This window comes from Saccharothrix stipae, from assembly GCF_054781895.1.
The window spans coordinates 613,433-633,237 of sequence record NZ_BAAGTN010000001.1 but is presented as its reverse complement, the minus strand read 5'-3'; the positions used below and the strand labels follow the sequence as shown (position 1 = coordinate 633,237).

Annotated in this window: 13 protein-coding genes and 1 pseudogene; 1 reads left to right on the top strand and 13 read right to left on the bottom strand. The window is 73.7% G+C overall.

Annotation, left to right across the window (positions count from 1 at the left end):
- Positions 1-4: 4 nt before the first annotated feature.
- From ACYVLT_RS02695 to ACYVLT_RS02635, 13 genes and pseudogenes are all read right to left on the bottom strand, one after another.
- Positions 5-1,267 (bottom strand): glycosyltransferase, encoded by a 1,263-nt coding sequence (locus ACYVLT_RS02695; RefSeq protein ID WP_461118447.1) that lies wholly within the window; start codon positions 1,265-1,267, stop codon positions 5-7.
- Positions 1,264-1,641, bottom strand: coding sequence for a cupin domain-containing protein (locus ACYVLT_RS02690; RefSeq protein ID WP_461118446.1), 378 nt, complete (start codon positions 1,639-1,641; stop codon positions 1,264-1,266). The genes ACYVLT_RS02695 and ACYVLT_RS02690 overlap by 4 nt, the downstream gene beginning before the upstream one ends.
- Before the next feature lie 8 nt (positions 1,642-1,649).
- Entirely contained in the window at positions 1,650-2,384 is a 735-nt protein-coding gene (locus ACYVLT_RS02685; RefSeq protein ID WP_461118445.1) for an SDR family NAD(P)-dependent oxidoreductase, read from the bottom strand.
- Positions 2,381-4,084 carry a thiamine pyrophosphate-binding protein gene (locus ACYVLT_RS02680; RefSeq protein ID WP_461118444.1) on the bottom strand — a complete coding sequence of 568 codons (1,704 nt, stop codon included), beginning with the start codon at positions 4,082-4,084 and terminating at the stop codon, positions 2,381-2,383. The genes ACYVLT_RS02685 and ACYVLT_RS02680 overlap by 4 nt, the downstream gene beginning before the upstream one ends.
- On the bottom strand, positions 4,081-5,076 hold the full coding sequence (locus ACYVLT_RS02675) for a glycosyltransferase family 2 protein (RefSeq protein WP_461118443.1): 996 nt from the start codon (positions 5,074-5,076) through the stop codon (positions 4,081-4,083). The genes ACYVLT_RS02680 and ACYVLT_RS02675 overlap by 4 nt, the downstream gene beginning before the upstream one ends.
- Positions 5,077-5,288: 212 nt before the next feature.
- Complete coding sequence (locus ACYVLT_RS02670; protein ID WP_461118442.1) at positions 5,289-6,428, bottom strand: pyridoxal phosphate-dependent aminotransferase; 1,140 nt, start codon at positions 6,426-6,428, stop codon at positions 5,289-5,291.
- Positions 6,429-6,433: 5 nt separating this feature from the next.
- The gene (locus ACYVLT_RS02665; RefSeq protein WP_461118441.1) at positions 6,434-7,201 is read right to left on the bottom strand and encodes a PIG-L deacetylase family protein; all 768 of its coding nucleotides are present in this window, start codon (positions 7,199-7,201) and stop codon (positions 6,434-6,436) included.
- Between the two features lie 23 nt (positions 7,202-7,224).
- On the bottom strand, positions 7,225-9,030 hold the full coding sequence (locus tag ACYVLT_RS02660) for an ATP-binding cassette domain-containing protein (RefSeq protein WP_461118440.1): 1,806 nt from the start codon (positions 9,028-9,030) through the stop codon (positions 7,225-7,227).
- Entirely contained in the window at positions 9,027-10,874 is a 1,848-nt protein-coding gene (locus ACYVLT_RS02655) for an ATP-binding cassette domain-containing protein (protein WP_461118439.1), read from the bottom strand. Before ACYVLT_RS02655 ends, ACYVLT_RS02660 begins: the two co-directional genes overlap by 4 nt.
- Positions 10,871-11,424 (bottom strand): annotated as a pseudogene (locus ACYVLT_RS02650) (NADPH-dependent FMN reductase). The gene ACYVLT_RS02655 and the pseudogene ACYVLT_RS02650 overlap by 4 nt, the downstream one beginning before the upstream one ends.
- Positions 11,425-11,477: 53 nt before the next feature.
- Positions 11,478-12,098, bottom strand: coding sequence for a class I SAM-dependent methyltransferase (locus tag ACYVLT_RS02645; RefSeq protein WP_461118438.1), 621 nt, complete (start codon positions 12,096-12,098; stop codon positions 11,478-11,480).
- A complete protein-coding gene (locus tag ACYVLT_RS02640; protein WP_461118437.1) occupies positions 12,095-14,950 on the bottom strand; it encodes a glycoside hydrolase family 3 C-terminal domain-containing protein in 2,856 nt (951 codons plus the stop codon). The genes ACYVLT_RS02645 and ACYVLT_RS02640 overlap by 4 nt, the downstream gene beginning before the upstream one ends.
- A gap of 91 nt (positions 14,951-15,041) precedes the next feature.
- Positions 15,042-17,861: a glycoside hydrolase family 3 protein gene (locus tag ACYVLT_RS02635; RefSeq protein WP_461118436.1), complete on the bottom strand. Its 2,820-nt coding sequence runs from the start codon at positions 17,859-17,861 to the stop codon at positions 15,042-15,044.
- 490 nt (positions 17,862-18,351) lie between these two features.
- Here ACYVLT_RS02635 and ACYVLT_RS02630 point away from each other — a divergent pair, with 490 nt between their 5' ends.
- Complete coding sequence (locus ACYVLT_RS02630) at positions 18,352-19,746, top strand: glycosyltransferase family 4 protein (protein ID WP_461118435.1); 1,395 nt, start codon at positions 18,352-18,354, stop codon at positions 19,744-19,746.
- The last annotated feature ends 59 nt before the right edge of the window (positions 19,747-19,805 follow it).

Below are 19,805 nucleotides of genomic sequence, written 5' to 3'. Positions count from 1 at the left end.
CCGATCACGGGCGAGAGGCGGTGAGCGGGGAACGGGTGGGGCGCGAGCTCGCGAGCCGTGCGACGGCGGCGCGGTAGACGTCCAGCTGCGCGTCGACCGGCCGAGCCGGCTGGAACGCGCGGATCCACCGCGCCGCGCCGCCGCCCAAGCGGTGTCGAGCCGCGCGATCGGTCATGGCGCCGATGGCCGCCACGAGGTCGGCAACGGAGCCGGGCCGCACCAGCAGCCCGGTGCGGCCGTGCTCGACGACGTCGGGCAGTGCGCCGACGGAGGAGGCGATGACGGGCATTCCGGCGGCGTAGGCCTCCAGGACCACGTACCCGAACGTCTCGGTCCAGGTCGACGGGCACAGCAGCACGTCGGCCCGCCGGTACAGGTCGTGCCTGCGGGCGCCGTGCACCGGGCCGTGGAAGGTGACGCGCCGGTCGCGTTCGGCGGACCCGGCGACCAGCGCGGCCAGCAGGCCGTCCCCCGCCACGTCGAGGCGCAGGTCCAGGTCGTGCAGCGCGTGCACGGCCGCCAGCAGCTCACGCACCCCCTTGTAGTTGTCCAGCCTGCCCACGAACAGCAGGCGCAGGGGGCGATCGCGCGACTCGGTGGCCCTTCGGCGCGCCATCTCGTCCGGGTCACCCCACTCGAACGGCACGGACAGGGGCACGACGCTGGCCGGCACACCGGCGAAGTAGCCGTCGCGCCGATAGGCGTCCAGCGCGAACCGCGACGGCGCGCAGACGTGGTGCACGGTCGTGGACAACCGCCGGTGCCACTTCTTCAGGGCGGTCACCGGCCACGGGCGCTTCGAGTGGATCTTCTCGGGCCGGTCGTCGCGCAGGTAGGCGTTGAAGTTCCACAGGGAGAACAGCTCGTGCACGGTCTGCACGACGGGGAGCCGGTGCGCGCGCAGCACCGGCAGCACGGCCGGGGTCAGCCTGCGCGGCATGTGGACGTGGCACAGGTCCGGGCGGAACCGGCGGACCGCGGCGTGCACGCGGCGGCGCACGAACGGGTTGTGGATGGCCAACGTCTGGTTGACCACGTGACCGGACGGCAGGCGTGGCGGCCTGATCCGGTGCACCTCGATGCCGTCCACCGTGGACACGTCGTCCTCGTCGCCCTGGCACAGGACGGCGACCGTGCGGCCGTCGTCGCGCAGGGCGTGGGCCAGGAGGCGGGTGTGGACCTGCGTGCCCCCGACCGTGCCGTCCTCGTAGTTGCCGTTGACCAGCAGCACCCTCCCGATCGGGTCGGCCGGTGCCGCGCGGCTCATGGCGCACCCCCGGCCGGCACGTCGTCCTCGGGGCCGAACTCGACGTGCGGCAGGAGGATCTCCCGGTCGGTGTGCAGCAGGTGCTGGGGCCAGTGCCAGTGCCGCAGGTGCAGTTCGTCGCCGGTGCTGCGGAACGAGTGCGGCGTGCCGGGGGAGATGACGTATAGGTCGCCGGCGGTCAGCGGGAACGCCTGGCCGTCGACGGTGATGTAGCCGGTGCCCCGGTCGATCATCGTCAGCTGCCCCATGACGTGGTGGACGACGAGCGGCCGGCCGCTGTCCGGGGTGAGCACCTGCACGGGCTCGCCGAGGTGCGTGAACATCTCGCGCACGGCCGGCAGCACGGGTTCTTCGATGCGGAGTCGTTGGAACATCCCAGTCCTCAATCCATGCTCACGGTGCCGCAGACGTTGATGGTCTGGCCGTTGACGGCCCGCCCGACCCCGGTGCCGAGCCACACCACGACCTCGGCCACCTCGTCGGCGTCGAGGAGCCGGCCCAGTCCGGTGCGGGCCGCCATGGCCTGCTCGTAGGCGCCCGGGTCGAGACCGTTGCGCCGGGACAGCTCCGCCCGGCCCGCGGTCGCCAACGCGGTGGCGACCCCACCGGGACAGACGCAGTTCGCCCGCACACCCGAGGACGCGTGCTCGTCGGCGAGGCTCTGCGTGTAGGCGATCAGACCCGCTTTCGCCGCGCTGTAGGCCGGCAGGTACCGCACGCCCGTCCGCCCGGCCGTGGACGCGACGTTGACCACCGCGCCGTCGCCGGCCGCGCACATGCCGGGCAGCACGGCGGCGCACAGCAGCATCGGCGCGGTGAGGTTCAGGGTCACGTCGCGCTCGACCCGCGCGTGGTCGAGTTCCGCCGCGGCGATCGGGGCCGCGCCACCGGCGTTGTTGACCAGCAGCGCCACCGGCGCCAGCTCCGTGACGGCCGCCGCGGCGGCCTGCGCGCCGCGCGGGTCGGCGAGGTCGTGGCGCAGGAACGTGACGGGGCCGTCGACGTCCGGGGCGTGCAGGCCGATCGCGACGCAGTCGTAGCCGGCGGAGACCAGGCGCCGCAGCGTGGCGAGGCCGATCCCGCGCGACGCACCGGTCACCACGGCGACCGGCGTCACGGCGCCACGCCCGCGATCCAGTCCCGCAGGCTCGCGGGCGCCTCGTCCGGGCTGCACCGCACCTCCACGCCCACCGTCCCCGGCGTCGCGATGGCTTCGCGCAGCACGTCCTCGACGTCCTCGGGTCGCTCGACCACGAACGTGCGCAACCCCATCTCGGCCAGCCAGCGGTGCAGCCGCAGGTCCGGGACGTCCGAGCTGACCACGTCGCCGTCGAACGCCATGGCCTGGTTGATGCGCACCCGCGCGTGGGACCGGTTGTTGAACACGATGACGAGCAGGTCCAGGCCGTGCTCGGCGGCCACCGACAGCTCCGTGCCGTGCATGAGCAGCGAGCCGTCGCCGGTGACGCACACCGTGCGCCGGTCCGGGCGGCCGAACGCCATGCCGACCGCCGCGCCGATCGCCCAGCCCATCGCGCCGATGCCGCAGTTGAGCTGGAGGCCGTCGGCGGTGGGGGAGTGGTGCAGGGACAGGGTGTCCAGCCAGTGGTTGCCCGCGTCCGGCAGCACCACGGCGTCGCGCGGCAGGAGGTCCGCCAGGCGTGCGATGGTGCCCGACATCGACGGCGCGCCGTCGTGCTCGTGCGGCTGCGCCTCGACGGCCCGGCGGCCGCGGTCGCGGAAGCGGGCCACGACCGCCCGTGCGTGTTCCGACCTCGCCGCCGCGTGCGGTGGCGGACCCGATCGCTGGGTCTGCGCCACGGCGTCGGCCAACGCGGGCGCGATGACCGCGAGGTCGCCGTGCAGCGCGATGTGGGGCCGGACCCGCAGGCGCAACTGGTCGGCGTCGATGTCGGCGCGGACGAGGGTCGCGTCCTCGAACACCGGCAGCACCGGCCCCGCGTAGTACGACGACATGCTCGCGCCGAGCGCCACCACCACGTCGGGCCGGTAGTCCCGGACGAACGCGGGCGCGTCCGACCGCTGACCGGGCCCCAGGTGGCAGGCGAGCAGCGGGTCGGCCGCGGCGAGCGCGGAGATCGCCTTGGTCGTCGTCACGACCGGTGCCCCGATCTCCTCGGCCAGCCGCGCCACCTCGGCGCCGACACCGGCGAGCGGGACGCCCCACCCGACGAGCAGCAGCGGCCGTTGCGCACCGGCGAGCACCTCGGCGGTGTCCCGCAGCGCGCCGGGCGCCACCGGCAGCGTGGTCGTGGCCCGCTCGACGCCGTCCGGCACCGGGACCTCCTGCGATTGCAGGTCGACCGGGATGCTGAGGTGCACCGGCCCCGGCCGGCCGGAGAGGGCGAGGTCGATCGCCGTGTCGATGAGGAACGCCGCGTTGGCCGAGTCGACGACCTCGATCGACTTCTTGGTGATCGGCGCGAACAGCGCCGCGGGCGACACCGCCCGGTCGAGCACGTAGGACTCCAGGAACGCGCCCCGGCCGAAGCTCGCGGTCGGCGCCTGACCGGTGATCACCAGCATGGGCAGCGAGTCGCGGTAGGCGCACGCCACACCGGTCACGCAGTTGGTCATGCCGGGGCCGCTCGTGGCGAGCACCACGCCCAGCCTGCCGGTCGCGCGGCTGTAGCCGTCGGCCATGAACGCCGCGCCCGACTCGTGCCGGGAGAGCACGATCCGCGGCGACTTCTTGAACTCCTGCCAGATCGGCATGACGAAGTAGCCGGGGATGCCGAAGGCCACCTCGACGTCGTGCGCGGACAGTTGTCGGTGGACGTACTCGCTGAGGATCATCGGACCGCCTCCGGGTCGGTGGGTGCGTGCTCGCGGATGCCGGTGAAGCGCCCGTAGCGGGCGATGCGCTCGTAGACGTCCCTGGCTTCGGCCAGCAGCGACCGCGTCTCGGACAGCGGTGCGGACCGGCGTCCGCCCGCCCAGCGCCGTTCGACGCGGCGTGCGCGGTCGAGCAGGTGCCGCACGTCGAAGTCGGGGGCGAAGTGGAGGTCGCCCGCCGCCGCGGCGGCCACGCCGACCGGCATGACCCGCTCGATGTCGGGGTGCAGGTCGACCAGCCGGACCGCCGACCGGCCCAGTTCGACCGAACGCGCCAACACCGACGCGGGCGCCAGCGGCTTGTGGTGGTAGACCTTGGCCGGTTCGAGCTCGAAGGAGAGCCCTCCCCGCTCCGCCCGGATCGCGAACTCGACGTCCTCGTAGCCGTACGCGGTGAATCCCGGGTCGAACCCGCCGAGACGGAGGAAGTCCTCGCGCGGCACGGCGAAGCAGCAGGACACGAAGTGGCGGAACTGGAGCGGGCCGAGCCGGCGCTGCCTGCGGTAGGCGCGGAAGTACGCGGCGACGTCGAACAGGTGGGTGCCCAGACCGCGCGGCTCGTCGGGCGGGAACACCACGTCGGCCATCACCAGGGTGCGCGGGCGCGCCGCCGATGCCCTCGCCACCCGCCGCACCGCGCCGGCGGCGAACCGCACGTCCGAGTCGACGAACAACAGCGTCGCGCCGCGCGCGAGGTGCGCGCCGACGTTGCGGGCGAGTCCGCGGTTCGCGGTCGACACGCACGTGTAGCGGACGGGGAACGGCAGGTCGGCGGTCCGCAGCCACCCGGCGTTGTCCGGTGCGGGGTTGTCCACGACCACGACCTCCACCCGCGGACCACCGCCGACCTGACCCGCGACGGACGCGAGCAGACGACGCAGCGCTCCACTGCGCGCCCGGACGGGGACGACGATCGACACGTCGGGCACCTGCACGTCAAGCGTGCCGACCACGTCGACCTGCGGCTCGGCTGTACCGGCCAGATCGACGCCTCGGTCGGTGGCACCGGCTACGTCGGCGCGCGGGTTCGTTGTACCGGCCCCGTTGACGCGTGGGTCGGTTGTGCCGGCTTCGTCGGCGCGTGGGTCGAGCGTGCCGGCCGCGTCGACGTGTGGGTCGGTTGTGCCGGCCCCATCGGCGTGTCGGCCGGAGGTCGGTGGGCCGCTCATCGGCGTGCCTCGCGCAGCCGGTCCGCTGCCGCCGTGCCGCGGTGCAGGTCGGCGATCTCGTGGAGCGCGGTGGCCATGCGCCGCATGTCCTCGTCGCGTGCTGCGGCGACGCGGATGTGCCGGGGGAAACCGAGAGCGGCGAGCGGCTTCACGGCGATGCGCCGCCGGGCGAGTTCGGCCGCGAGGTCCTCGGCGGGCAGCGGGCTGTGCACCAGCACGAAGTTCGTCTCCGACGGCAGCGCGTCGGCCCAGCCCGTCTCGTTCACGGCGCGGCGGAACCCGGCGAGCACGGCGCGTGTCCCGCGTGCCACCGCCTCGGTGAACGCCGGGTCGCCGAGGCTGGCCTCGGCGGCCGCGAGGGCGACCCGGTTGACGTTGAACACCAGCACGTTCTTCAACCGGCGCAACTCCCGCGCCAAGCTCGGTGTCGTCACGGAGTAGCCGCAGCGCAGCCCGGCCAACCCGTGGATCTTGGAGAACGTGCGCAGCACGACCACCGGCAGGCCCTGCCGCACGTACCGCACACCGGAACTCGCCCGATCGGGTCCGGCGTACTCGATGTACGCCTCGTCCAACACCAGCACCGCGCCCGCGGACGCCACACCCTCGACCACGGCCCGCAACTCGGCCGCGGCCAGGGCCGACCCGGTCGGGTTGTGCGGGTTGCACACGTAGACCACCACCCCCGGCGCGGCGGCCGCCACGACCCGCTCGACGTCCACGCGACCCGCCGCGAGCGGCACGGTCGTCAACGGCGACCGCGCCGCGCCGACCGCGTTCGCGTGCCCGGCGTAGGTCTGGCCGCTGACGACCCCGCCCGCGTCCGGTGTGGACAGTGCCAACGCGGACAACAGCAGCAGCTCGTCCACCCCGTTGCCGACCACGACGTGGTGGGGCGTCACCCCGTGCACCCGCGCGACGGCCCGCGCGAGCGAGGACGCGTCGGCGTCGGGGTAGCGCTCGGCGTCGGCCAACGCCGCCTCGGCGGCCAGCCGGGCGGCCGGGCTGCACCCGAAGGCGCTCTCACTCAGGCTGAGCCGCAGCCACCCGTCGTCGAACGCCCCGGGCTCCGGGGGCACGAACAGGGGCAGCCGCGGCGGCGGCACCGTCGGCACCGGTGTCGAACGCGGGGACACGGTGATCAACTCCTCGTTCCGGAAGGGGTGCTCGCGGCCGGTTGGCGCAGGGGTTCGGCCCCGCCCGCCGCGGCCCGCCGCCCGGCGTGGTGGGTCAGCAGATCGGCACGCCAGTCCGCGCCGTCCGGCCACAGGACGCGCACCTGCGAGCGGTAGCGCTCCACGGCGGCCAGCTTGGTGGCGAGGTGGGTCCCGCGGACCGGCCGAGCGGTGACGGGCCCGGCCGGGGCGGGGGTTCCGAGGGCGTACGGCAGGTCTTCCCACAGGTGCGGCGTGAGGCCTTCCCCGGCGCACGCGGTTTCCACCGCGGTCCGGCAGAGGCGGTGGTCCACGTGGCCGCCCAGCGCCAGGCACGTCCACACCGCGGCCGGCCGGATCACCCGCAGCAGGCGCCGCACGTGCCGGGCGACCTCCGCAACGACCCCTGGCTCGGGCGGCCACCCCGGGTCGAGCGACGCGCCCGGCCGGTCGTAGAGCCACCCGGCCGGGCCCCGCCGGTACAGGCAGTCCGGCACCGGCAGGTGCACCACCTCGACCCCGAGCACCGCGGCGGCGTCCCGGTCCTCGGCCCGGCGGGTGGCCACGCCGTCGTCGCCCAGCCCGCAGTGCCGGTGGAACGCCCGGCCCGCAGGCGACAACGGTTCGGGCGGGTCACCCGCGAACACCGTGCACACGACGACCCTCCCCCCGGACTGGACGACCGCCGCGAGGGACGCGCCGACGGACAGCACGGCGTCGTCCAAGTGCGGCGAGAACACCATCAGCACGTCCACGCGGCCCTCCCCGGCAGCTGCGGTCACAGATTCGCGAACGACTTCTCGCTCAACGTGAACAGTTCGGCGTAGCCACCACCCCTGGCCATCAACTCGGCGTGGGTGCCGCTCTCGACCAGCCGGCCGCCCTCCAGCACGAGGATCAGGTCGGCGGCGGCCACGGTGGAGAAGCGGTGCGACACCACGACGGTGACGCCGCCGGTCGCCGCCGCGACCGCCCGTGCCCTCGCCAGGTACCGGCCGAAGACCTCGCGTTCGCTGGGCGCGTCGAGCGACGCCGTCGGCTCGTCCAGGACGAACAGCACCGGAGCCGGGCGCATCGACGCGCGCGCCAGCGCGGTCTTCTGCCACTGCCCCTCGGACAGCTCAAGCCCGCCGAAGGCGCGGCCCAGCCTGGTGTCGAGGCCGTCCGGCAGCCGTTCGAGCAGACCGGCGCCCCCGGCGGACACCACCGCCTCCCGCACCGCGTCGCGGTCGTCGATGCGGGGCAGGTCGCCCAGCCCGACGGCCTCGCGGAACGGCACCTCGAACCGGCCGAAGTCCTGGAACGCGGCGGCGGTGGCCCGCCACCACGATTTCCGGTCCAACCGGTCGAGGTCCTCGCCGTCGACCCGGATCGTGCCGCTGGTCGGTCGGTGGAACCCGCACAGCAGCTTGACCAGCGTCGATTTCCCCGACCCGTACTCGCCCACGACCGCGACCGTGCTGCCCGCCGGCAGGTCGACGGTCACGTCGTGCAGCACGTCCCGCCCGGTGCCCGGGTAGCGGTAGCCGACGCCGTGCAGGCCGATGCCCTCACGCAGCCGCTCGGGTGCGGGCAGCCCCGCGCCCTCCCGCTCCTGCCGCCGCGCGTACGCCCGCAGCCACAGGTACGGCTCCAGGAGCCGCCCGGCGCCCGCGGTCTCCGCCGCGCGGTCCACCGTCCGCTGCACGGTGGTGCGCAGGGTGACCGCGATCGTCGTCAACAACACCACGTCGCCCGCCGATGCGTGCCCGCCGCGCGCCTGGTGCACGACCAGCGCGACGGTGCCGACGAAACCGGCCGTGAACACCGCCCACCCGCCGAACCGCCACGCGGCGCCGGTCGCCTGCGCGCGGACGCGGGGGCGGTGGACCAGGTCCCACTCCCGCTCCGCGCGGTCGACGAGCTCGGCCGCCGTGCCGCCGAGCCTGACCTCCTTGTGCGCGTGCGCCGAGGTCAGCAGCGAGAAGAGCTGCCGGTGCAGCCGCAGCCGCCAGGCGGTGTCGACCTCCGCCCGGGTGATCGCGCGCCTGCCGCGCACGTCGAACCACAACGGGATCGCGGCGAAGGCGAGCAGTCCGAGCAGCGCCGGGTGCACGGTGCCGAGCAGGAGGAGCACGATGCCCAGCCGGGCGAAGTTGAGCAGGCCGTCCAGCGCGCCCCACGCGCCGTCGACGATGCCCCAGGCGGCGCCGCGCAGCACGGTCACGCGGTCGAGGTACTCGGGTTTCTCCAGGTGGTCGGTGTCCTCCAACGCGCACACCGCGCCGACGATCTCCGCGTCCAGGACGGTCAACCCGACCCTGGAGACCACCTCCGTGCGGTAGGCGTTGGCCAGCACCTCGATCGTGGCGTTGAGCGCGAACGCCACCGCGCCGACGACCGCCGCGACCACGACCGCGTCGGGCACGCCGCGCCCGGACGCGTCGATGGCCTCACGAGCGGCGAGACCCGTGGCGGGCAGCGTGACCAGGCCGGCCAGCCGGCACAGCAGCGCCGCCCTGGTCAGGCCCGGTCGGACCCGGTGGCAACGACGCAGCACGTCGAGCCACACCGCCACGTACCGCGAAAACCGTCGGGCGCTCACGTCAGGTCGCCCCTCTCCAGCCGGTCGTCGTAGCCCTGGTGGAAGCGGGCCGCCTGCCGGCGGAAGTCGTCCGCGTACCTGCCGTCCAGGCGCATCAACTCGTCGTGGGAACCGAGTTCGGCCACGCGGCCGTCCTCCAGGTAGGCGATGCGGTCGGCTTGCCTCACCGTGGCCATGCGGTGCGAGATGAGCACGATGGTGTTGCGCCCGGCCATGCCGCTCACGCGACCGAACAGCGCCGCCTCGCTGCGCACGTCCAGGTGGGCGGTCGGCTCGTCCAGCACGAGCACGTCGGCTCCCCGTCGCAGCTCGTGCGCGGCGCGGGCGAGCGCGACGTGCTGCCACTGGCCGCCGGAGAGGTCCACGCCGCCCGCGTAGGAACGGGACAGCACGGTGTCCCAGCCGTCGGGCAGCTGCTCCAGCACGTCGTGCAACCCGGCGTCGGCCGCGGCGGCCCGCAACCCGGCCGGTGTGCGCGCGGCCCGCAGCGGCGCCACGTTGTCGGCGAGCGGCAGCGGGTAGCGGACGAAGTCCTGGAACACCACGGCGAGGCGGCGCGGCCACCGGTCTCCCAGGTGGGCGATGTCCGTGCCGTCGGCGGAGATCCGGCCGGCGGTCGGTGCGAGGAGCCCGGTGAGCAGCTTGATCAAGGTGGACTTGCCCGCGCCGTTGAGGCCGACGACGGCCAGCAGCTCACCGGGCCTGATGGTCAGGTCGAGGCCGTCGATGACGGGTCGTGGCGCGCCCGGGTAGGCGAACCGCACGCCGTCGAACCGGATCGTCGGAGGGCGGTCGGCTCGCCGGTCGTCGTGGGCGGTTGCCGGAGCAGCGGCGGGCTGCTCCACGGGGTGGTCGCGGCGCAGCTCCGCGAGCGCCCGGACCGCCGGGATCGACCCCTCGACGTCCAGCGCGTCGTCGGTCTGCCCCACCGCCTGGTAGAGCGCGACGCCCGCGGTGATCACGGCGGTGAACACCGCCACCGCGGTGTGGCCGTCGACGACGGCCAGGCCGGTGGCGGCGTAGGCCACCCCGAGCGGCACGGCCATGAGCGCCGCGAAACCGAGCTGGACCGCCCGGTCCCGCCGACCGAACCGCCAGATCGGCTCGAACATCTCCCGCACGTGCCCCACCACGCGGTCGACCGCCCAGTCGCCGAAGCCGTAGATCCGCTGTTCCCGTCCCTGGGCCGGGGCCATGACCAGGTCTTTCCAGTACTCCGCCTGGCGACCGGCCGGCGCGCCGGCCGCCCACGCGCGGGCGATGCGCAGGATGTTGCGCCGCCGGATCACCCGACCCGCGAGGGCCGGCACCACCACGACGGGCACCAGCCACCACTCCCAGGACGCGAGCACGAACGCGATCCCGATGACACCGACCGACTTCGCGAGCAGCCCGAGCAGGGCCACCGCGCCCGAGCCGGGGCTGCGCTCCACCCAGTTCTCCTGGTCGGCCGACGCGACCCTGATCAGGTCCGCCACCGCCGGGTCCTCCAGCTCCACCAGGCCCATCCGGGTCGAGGCGATGCGCGCCACCCGCGCCCGGTGCCGTCCGTCCACTCCCGCCTTCACCGCCTGGGACAGCGGCACCAGCGCGGTGTCGGCCAGGTGCCCGGCGAGCACCACGGCGCCGAACGACACCAGCGGCCACCAGGTCGCGGACGACCCGAGCCCGGCGATCACCGCCGCCACCGCCACGGCCGCGCCGGCCGGCACGAGGTTCTGCACGAGGGCCGCCACGAGCAGCCCGGCCACCGACGCGGGCCGGGCGGACCGCAGCGCGGACAGCAGGAGCACGCGATCCGACCACGCCTGCCGGAACGCGCCACCGCGCGGGTGCGCGGTCACGGCGCCTCGACCGCCAACTTGCGCACCTCGCCGACCAGCCGGGCCAGGGCGGCCACCAGGTCGCCGAGCAGTTCGCGGACGCCCTCGTCGACCAGCGACCCGGAGCTGTCGAACTTCTCGTGCGCCAGCGCCACGTGCAGCTCGGGCTTGGTGATCATCTGCGAGTCGGTCCACAGCAGGGCCTGGCGCAGCGCGAGCTGGGCGCGGACCGTGCCGAAGTTCGTGATCGACGCCCCACCGACGGCCACCGGCTTGCGGGTCAGCGGCGACCGCCCGAACGGCCGGGACAGCCAGTCGAGGGCGTTCTTCAGCTGCCCCGGGACGCCGTAGTTGTACTCCGGCGTGAGGATCAGCAGGCCGTCGGCCCGGCGCACCGCCCGCGCAGGTCCGCCACCGGCTCCGGCACCTCGTCTCCGTCGTCGTCCTGGTCGTAGGGAGGTATGTCGCGCAACCGGTCGTAGGGCTCCACGAGGACACCGGGCGGGGCGAGGCGCACCGCGCACCCGACGAGCCTGCCGTTGTACGAGTCCCGGCGCAGGCTGCCCGACACCGCGAGGATCGTCGTCTCCGCGGACTCGGTCCGCGCCTCGTCCCGCGCCGCGCTCACGTGTACCTCCCCAGTGCCAGGACCCGGTCCGCGGGTTCACACGCGCTGTCGACGACCTGCCCGTCCTTGAGCATCTCCTCCTGCACGATCAGTCCCTCCTGGAGCGCTTCCCGCCACGCGGTCGCGGGGCCGACGCCCCAGGGGCGCCACGGCGTCAGGTCGTCCACCACGACGTGGGCGTTCGGCTTGCACAACGTCCGCGTGTTGCGCAGGTCGGCGCGCACCACGTCGACCTCGTGCCCGCCGTCGACGAAGGCGAGGTCGAACACCGGGCGCGCGCAGTCGGCCGCGTAGCGCGGCAGGGTCGTCCGGGAGTCGCCGAGGATCAGCTCGTGCCGACCGGGGAAGCGCCGGTCGACGTACTCCTTGGCGCGGTGCACGTACGGGTGGTCGCCCACGTCGAACGAGACCACCCGGGTCGCGGGCGACGCCGACAGCAGGGCCTGGCTCGACAGGCCCGCGTTGAACCCGATCTCCAGGACGGTCTCCGCCGACGTGCGCCGCACGAGTTCCGCCAGGTAGGCCAGCTCCTGCTGCCCCGACGACCCCTCGAACGCCACGTACCCCCACCCGAGCAGGTAGTCCATGGTCTGCTTGTGGATCTCCTGCGTGCTCATCCCGGCTCCCCGGCGAACGTGAAGGTCGCGATCCGCACGCCCTTCGACAGCACCAGGTGGACGTCGTGCCGCCCGACCGGCACGGCCGCCGGGAACTGGACGGTGCGCCACCGCCCGTCGCCCACGACCTCGGTCTCGGCGACCACCGGGCCGTCCTCCGGGTCCGCCAGGCGGATCAGCACGCTGCCGGGTCCGTCCCCGGCGACGCGGGCCACGGCGCTGGTCGCACCGGTGGTGAACTCGCCGGACCGGAACGTCAGCCAGGCCCCCGATTCGTCGGCCTCGACCGCGTCACCGCCCAGCGCGGTCTCCGCCACCAACCGCGTGGCGCGGTAGTCGTCGAACTCCACCGCGCGCACCAGCCGGGTGTCCAGCCGGCGTGGTTGCGGGTCGGGGCCGACGACGTCGACGGTCCCGGTGAGTCGGATGTCCTCGGACGAACCGCCCAGGAGGACCTCGAACCGGCCGGACGTCACCTGGTACCGCCCGCTCGCGGTGTCCCAGGTGGACAGGTCGGAGTCCTCGACCGTGAACCCCACGTCGACGGTCGCGCCGGCCTCGACGCGCACGCGTCGGAAACCCTTCAGCTCCCGACGCGGTCGCGGCACGACGGGGTCGACCGCGCGCACGTAGAGCTGCACCACCTCGTCCGCCGCGCGGTCCGCCGTGTTCGCCACGGCGCACGTCACCGTCATGGCGTCGTCGGTGCGCACGATGCGCAGGGACGAGTACTCGAACGTGCCGTAGCCCAGGCCGTGCCCGAACGGGAACAGGGGAGTGGCTTCGGTGTAGAGGTAGGTCTGCCGGGACTTGATGATGTCGTAGTCGGCCAGGGGCGGCAGGTCGGCTTCGTCGCGGTACCAGGTCTGCGGCAGCCGACCGGCCGGCGAGTGGTCCCCGGAGAGCACGTCCGCCACCGCCCGGCCGAGCTCCTGGCCGCCGTGGCAGGTCCAGAGCAGGGCGGGCGCGTGCTCGGCCAGCCACGGCACGGCGAACGGGTAGCCGCTCACGACGATCCCCACCGTGCGGCGCTGGGCGGCCACCACGGCGCGGGCCAGGCGGTCCTGCTGGTCGGGCAGTTCGAGCCCCGGCCGGTCCTCGCCCTCCTTGCCGTTGATGTGCGGGTGGTTGCCGACGGTGACGAGCGCGACGTCGGCGCCCACCGCCGCCTCGACGGCCGCGGCGACCCCGTCGCGGTGCACTTCGACCGTGAAGTGCGCCGCCGCGCCGGGCGTGGTCGCGCCGAACCGCAGCGGTCCGTCCGGCCCGGGCGGCGCCAGGTAGCTCCCGGTCGCGATGTTCCACAGCACGAACGCGTCGTCGTGCGGTTCGATCGCGAACGTCTCGCGGACCATCCACCCCGGTGGCCAGGACGCCGTGTTGACCAGCACGTCGTCGACGCGGCGCACCGACAGCAGCCGGCCGTTGGCCGCGCTGCGCAGCGACACCACGCCCTGTCCCCAGTCGGCGCGGTCGAACAGGTGCGCCAGGTCGGGGGTGTCGACGGCGTCGATCCCGAGCGGACCTCCGTCGGCGTCGTGCGGCGAGGCCAGGTAGCCGTGGCCGCGGACCAGCAGCGCGATCCGGTCGGCGCCGCCGGCGAAGGTGACCTCCGCACCGGGCCACCGCTCGCGCACGCCGTCGAGGATCGTCCGCCGGTAGGGCAGGGCGCCCGAGTACCAGTCGGTGTGCACCTCGTCGGCGAGCGGCCCGAGGACCGCGATGCTCGTGACGTCGTCCCCGAGGGGCAGCAGCGGGGTGTCGCCGACCACCGCGTTCTTCAGGAGCACGACCGCCTCCCGCGCGGCCCGCAGGGCCAGCGCCTGGTGCTCCCGCGACCCGTACAGCTCCTCGACCGAGGGCCCGGTGTCCGGCCGCCCGTCGAACTCGCCCAGCCGGAAGCGCATCCGCAGCAGGCGGCGCACGGCGACGTCCACGTCGTCCTCGTGCAGCAGCCCGGTGTCCAGCGCGGCGCGGAACCCCGCCACGGTCGGCGCCGGGTTCTTGTTGTGGTCGGTGAAGCTGTCCACTCCGGACCGCAGCGCGGCGGCCAGCGCCCGCGGGTGGTCGGGGAAGTACCCGGTCCGGTCGACCAGCGCGGACGGTCCGGACGCGTCGGTGAAGACCACCAGGTCGGGGTCGATGTCGCGCAGCACCCCAAACCACGGTCCCACGTGCGCCGGGCGGCCGTTGACGCGGTGGTAGGACGGCATGACACCGGACACCACCCCCGCCCGGATCGCGTCCAGGAACGGGCGTGCCTCGTACTCCCAGAACACCCTCGGGCGGACCTGCGCCGAGGCGCCCAGCTTGCCGTCCTCGTGGTTGTACGCCAGGAACGCCTTCAACGTCGGCGCGGTGGACCACGGCCCGTCGTCCGGGCCGCGCAGTCCGGTGCAGTAGGCGATGGCGAGCGCGGTGGTCAGCACGGGGTCCTCCGAGTACCCCTCCTCGTTGCGACCCCAACGCGGATCGCGCAGCAGGTTCACCACGGGCGCCCACACGTTGCGGCTCACCGTCGGGTCGGCGCGGTGGAACGCCTCCACCTCCTTGCCCACGGCTCGTCCGACGTCGCGCAGCAGGTCCGGGTCCCACGTCGCCCCGAGACCGACGGCTTGGGGGAACACGGTGGCCGGACCGAGCCACGCGACGCCGTGCAGCGCTTCGGTGCCGGTGCGGAACGCGTCGACGCCCAGGGCGGGCACCCCCGGCGAGTGCTGGTGCAGCATCGCCACCTTCTCGTCGAGGGTCAGGCACCGGAGCAACGCCTCGACCCGGTGGTCCAGCGGTAGCGTCGGATCGCGGAAGGACAGCCCGGTCCGCGGCGGACCCGACTCGACGAACTCGGTCAATGCGCACATCTCCTTCGGCCGGGCGCGGTCGGCGGAGCCCGGTGTGGGGTAGGGGCGGCGGTGTGGCCGGGTGTGGGACCGGAACGGCGGTTCAGGCGGCCCGGAACAGGGCGAAGGAGGACACCGCCACCGGGCCGGTGAAGCTGAGGAAGATGTTCTGCACCGGATCGGGCCGGCGCAGCGGGTCACAGGGGATCCGCACGGTCGTCCACCCGCCTCCGGCCAGGTCCGGCGGGACCGGGACGGCGGCCAGGATCCGCCCGTACAAGGGGTCGTCCAACCGCACCTCCAGGCAGGAGGTGGCGGACGTCCCGCCGCTCACCCTGGCGACGAAGGTGTCGGGTGCGTCGCTCAGGTCGACGTCGCGGAACAGCAGCCAGCTGCCCGCTCCCGCCGCCTCGACCGCCTCACCGGAGGTGCGGTGCTCGGCCGTGAGGCGGATCCCGTGGTAGTCGTCGAAGTCGACGGCCCGCACCAGTTGCGGTCCCAGGGATCGCGGTGGTGGCGGATCGGCCCGCACGTCCACCTCGGTGCTCAGCCTGATGTCCGTCGAGGAGCCGCCCACCATCATGCGGTGCGCGCCGGGCGCGACGCGCCACCTGTTGCCCGCGACGTCCCAGTAGGCGAACTCGGCGACGTCGACCGACATCTCCACCGTGGCGGACCCGCCGGCGGCCAGCCGCACCCGGCGGAACCCGAGCAGTTGGCGCAGCGGGCGCGGCACCGGTCCGTCCGGCGCGCGCAGGTACAGCTGGACGACCTCCTCACCGTCGACCTTGCCGGTGTTGGTCACGGTGACCTGCACCGCGACCCGGTCGTCCTCGCTGACGACGTCGGTGTCCAGGCGCAGGTCCGAGTAGTCGAACGACGTGTACGACAGGCCGTGCCCGAACGGGTACAGCGGTGGTTCGCGCAGGTACAGGTAGGTGGCGCCGCTCTTGATGATGTCGTACTCGAACAGGTCGCCGAGCTGGTCGACGGAGCGGGGCCAGGTCTGGGGCAGCCGTCCCGTCGGCGCGTGGTCGCCGGCGATCACCTCGGCGAGCGCCGTGCCGAACTCCTGGCCGCCGTGCGCGGACCAGAGCACCGTCGGCGCCTGCCCGTCGATCCCGTCCATCGTCACGGGATGGCCACTGGCCACCACCACGACCGTCGAGGGGTTCGCGGCCACCACGGCGCGGGCGACCGCCACCTGGCGCGGCGCCAGTTCCAGCTCCGTGCGGTCGTGCATCTCGTGACCGTTGATCTGGGGATGGCTGCCCACGACGACCACGACCACGTCCGCGCCCCGTGCCGCCTCCACCGCCGCCGCGACGCCGTCGGACACCCGTTCCACGGTGAAGGCCGCCGCGGTGTCGGGTCCGGCCGTCATGACGAGTGCGCCGCTCTCGGGCACGACCGCGACGTACTTGCGCGTGGCCGCGTTGTAGATCAGGAAGTCCTGTCCCGAGGCGACCAGGCGGAACGTCTCCCGCACCACCCAGCCCCAGGGCCGTTCCTTGTCGTCGACCAGTTCGTAGTCGTCGGAGCCCGAGAGGAACCGGCGGTTCGCGACGGACCGGAACGACAGGCCTCCCTCGCCCCAGTCGAAGACGTCGAACAGCGTGCGGTCGCCGTCGTTCCCGTCCGCGACCCGCAGGACACCTCCGCCGGTCGTGTCGGCGGTGATGCGGAGGTCGGTGCCGGACAGCCTGAAGGCCATCCTGTCGACGCCTTCGACGTGGCGGACGGCGGCACCGGCGAACCGCGTCCGCAGGCCGTCGAGCGGTGTCACCTCGTACGGCGGTTCCGGCGCGTACCAGTCGTTGCAGACCCGGTCGGCGAACTGGCCCACCACCGCGATCGACGTGATCCGGTCCGACCGCAGCGGCAGCACGCCGTGGTCGTTGCGCAGCAGCACGATCGCCCGCCGCGCCGCTTCCCGCGCGAGTTCCCGTTGCGGGGCACCGGTTCCGACCTCGACCACGTGGTCGGCGTGCGGATCCTCCCCGGGGCCGAGGAACTCGCCGGTCTCCGCGCGCAGGCGCAGCAGCCGCCGCACCGGACCGTCGAGTGCGGACTCCTCCAGCAGACCGCTGTCGAGCGCGCGCCGGAGCACCTCGGTCGTGGGGCCCGGGTCGTCGTCGTGGTCGGTGAAGTTGTCCAGGCCGGCGTTCAGCAGCGCGGCGGAGGCGACGTCCGGATCGGCGAAGTACCCGCTCTTGTCCACCAGGTCCGACGGCGCGAAGGCGTCGGCGACGACGACCAGGTCCGGGAACTCCGCGCACAGCGCCCGCAGGTGCTCGCCGACGTGGTTGGGGCGGCCGTTGACCAGGCCGTAAGAGGGCATCACCGCGGCCGCGACACCGGCGCGGACAACTTCCAGGAAAGGGCGCAGGTCGTACTCGTGGAGCACCCGCGCGGGCACCTGGGAACTCCGCTCGAATTTCGCGGTTTCATGGTTGTAGGCCAGGAAGGCTTTCAGCGTCGGCGTGACCCGGAGAAACTCCTCGTGCTCGCCCCGCAATCCGCGGCAGTAGGCGATCGCGAGTTCTCTGGTCAGCGTCGGGTCTTCCGAATACCCCTCTTCGTTGCGGCCCCACCGGGGATCGCGCAGGAGGTTCACCACGGGGCCCCAGACGTTCAGGCCGACTGCGGGGTCGCGTTCGTGCAGCGCTCTCACCTCGCTGCCGACCATGGTGCCCACCCGGCGCACCAACTCCGGCTCCCAGGTCGCCGCCAGGCCTACTGCCTGCGGAAACACCGTCGCGACACCTGTGAAGCCCACGCCGTGGAGCACTTCGGTGCCGGTTCGGAACGCGGCCAGGCCCAGCCGCGGGACGGCGGGCGCGTACTGGTGCAGCAGGCTCACCTTCTCGTCCAAGGTGAGCCGGGACAACAAGGAATCGACGTAGGAGTCAATCTGTCGCAAAGATCCCCCAACCGACGCGCGCCTCGCAAGCCCCAGCAAATCGAAGCGCTTCGCTTGGCTCGACCATAGGTAGCCCCGACAGAGCCTGTCAACCGATCCCACGCCGCCGCGGTCGACTGTCGAATGCATTCGACAAGGCCGTGGGGGAGTAAATACAGGGGTGTCACGAGCAGGTATCACGCTGTGTCGCGGCACGGCCGGAAACTTGACCCGTATGACCCAACGACGTATCAATTGGCCGCCTTCTTCGACGCGATGCACGCCCTCGTGGCACGGGCACGGCCCGCGCGCGAGACGTGCGTTGTGCCAGGCGAGCGCCGCACTGAAGGCCCCGGCGCGCCATCGGCCCACAGTGGAGTGACGACCTGGGTCCACATACGACTGTTCGGGTCACGGCGCGCGATTTTCGTTCCGGCGGAAGGGAAGTAGGCCCAGGCGGACCACTCGTCGAATCGACGCGGGCAACCGTCCGATCGGTATAACTGGGTCCATGTCGAATGGACGGCCTGCCGTGGTCTTCGTGCACCCCACCGTTCCTCCGCTCTACACGGGCGGAATCGAGACGATGCTGAGCCAGTGGATCGACCACTTCGCCGCCCGGGGTTACCCGGTCTACGCCCTCCACCAGGACCGGACGTGGACGGCGCACCGCCGCTGGGAGTTCCTGGGCGCGACGATGATCGTGACACCCACGGCGTCGGTCGAGCGGGCCCTGGACTACCGCTCCCGGTTCGGCGAGGACGGCGCCACCGAACGACTGCGCGACGAGTTCCACCGCATCCTCCAGGACATCACGGAGGAGGCGGGCCGCGTCGGGGTCGTGCACGCGAACAACATCCACGCCGTGGCCGTGCGCCCGATGGCCGAAGGCCTGGCCGCCGCCGCGAACGACCTCGGGATCCCCGCGGTGCACCTCGCGAACAACGTCTGGCCGGTCCTGCCCGGCGAGGATCCCCGCTACGTGCCCGCCGGTTACCGGCACCACAGCGGCAGCCGGGGGATCCTCGACGCGTACGCCGCTCGCGGCGCGTGGCCGGCCGACGGCGTCGTGACGCGGCCCGGGGTGGACCCCGACCTCTTCACCCCCGACGGGCCGGCCGACCCGCGGCTCTCCCGGTTGCCCGGGTTCAAGGTCTTCCTGCCGGGGCGCGCCTCCCGCGTGAAGGGTGCCGAGTACCTCATCGCGGCGGCCGGCCTGATCAAGCAGTGGACCGCCCGTGCGGCGGCGGAGGGGACCGGGTTCCTCGCCGAGAGGTTCCCGGCGTTGCCGGGTCTGGGCGTGTCCGCCAAGCAGTTCCGGGCGGTGACCGGTGCCGGCCTCGCCGTCGTGCTCTGCGACTCGCTCGACCCCGATCCGGTCGCACGGCAGGACTACCGGCAACCGCTGCGGCGGTTGGCGGCCGAACACGGCGTGCGGGACCAGGTCACGTTGGTGGCGCTGCCGTACGACGACATGCCCGCGGCGCACCGCGCGGCCGACCTGGTCGTGACGCCGTCACAGCGTCCGACGGTCGACGGCACGCGCGCCGAGCAGACGTTGGAAGGGCTGTGCCAGGCCGTGATCGAGGGGATGTCCAGCGAACGCATGGTGCTGACCACCGGTGCCGGCAGCCAGACCGAAGCGGTCCGGCACGCCTACGGCGAGCGCGCCGCGGCGGCGATCGCGGACGGCGACGACCCGGCGTCCCTGGCCGCGCGCATCCTCTGGGCCTGGCTGAACCCCGCCGAACGCCGGTGGTACGCGCGGGCCGGCCGGCACGCCGCCGAGGGCGAGTTCCGGCTGTCGCGGTCGGTCGCGGGGATCCACAAGGCGATCGCCGCGACCGCGCCGCTGATCTCGCGACCCGACGAGGACGTGGCCCGGCACCGGCCGGGCGTCCGATGACGTTGCGCTCGGCGGGGCCGGGTGCGCGGCGGGAAGGCGGCGAGCGTCCTGCCGGCGGG

Coding starts and splice junctions, on each gene's coding strand:
- ACYVLT_RS02695 (WP_461118447.1), bottom strand. CDS start 1,267: ATGAGCCGCGCGGCACCGGCCGACCCGATCGGGAGGGTGCTGCTGGTC.
- ACYVLT_RS02690 (WP_461118446.1), bottom strand. CDS start 1,641: ATGTTCCAACGACTCCGCATCGAAGAACCCGTGCTGCCGGCCGTGCGC.
- ACYVLT_RS02680 (WP_461118444.1), bottom strand. CDS start 4,084: ATGATCCTCAGCGAGTACGTCCACCGACAACTGTCCGCGCACGACGTC.
- ACYVLT_RS02645 (WP_461118438.1), bottom strand. CDS start 12,098: ATGAGCACGCAGGAGATCCACAAGCAGACCATGGACTACCTGCTCGGG.
- ACYVLT_RS02630 (WP_461118435.1), top strand. CDS start 18,352: ATGTCGAATGGACGGCCTGCCGTGGTCTTCGTGCACCCCACCGTTCCT.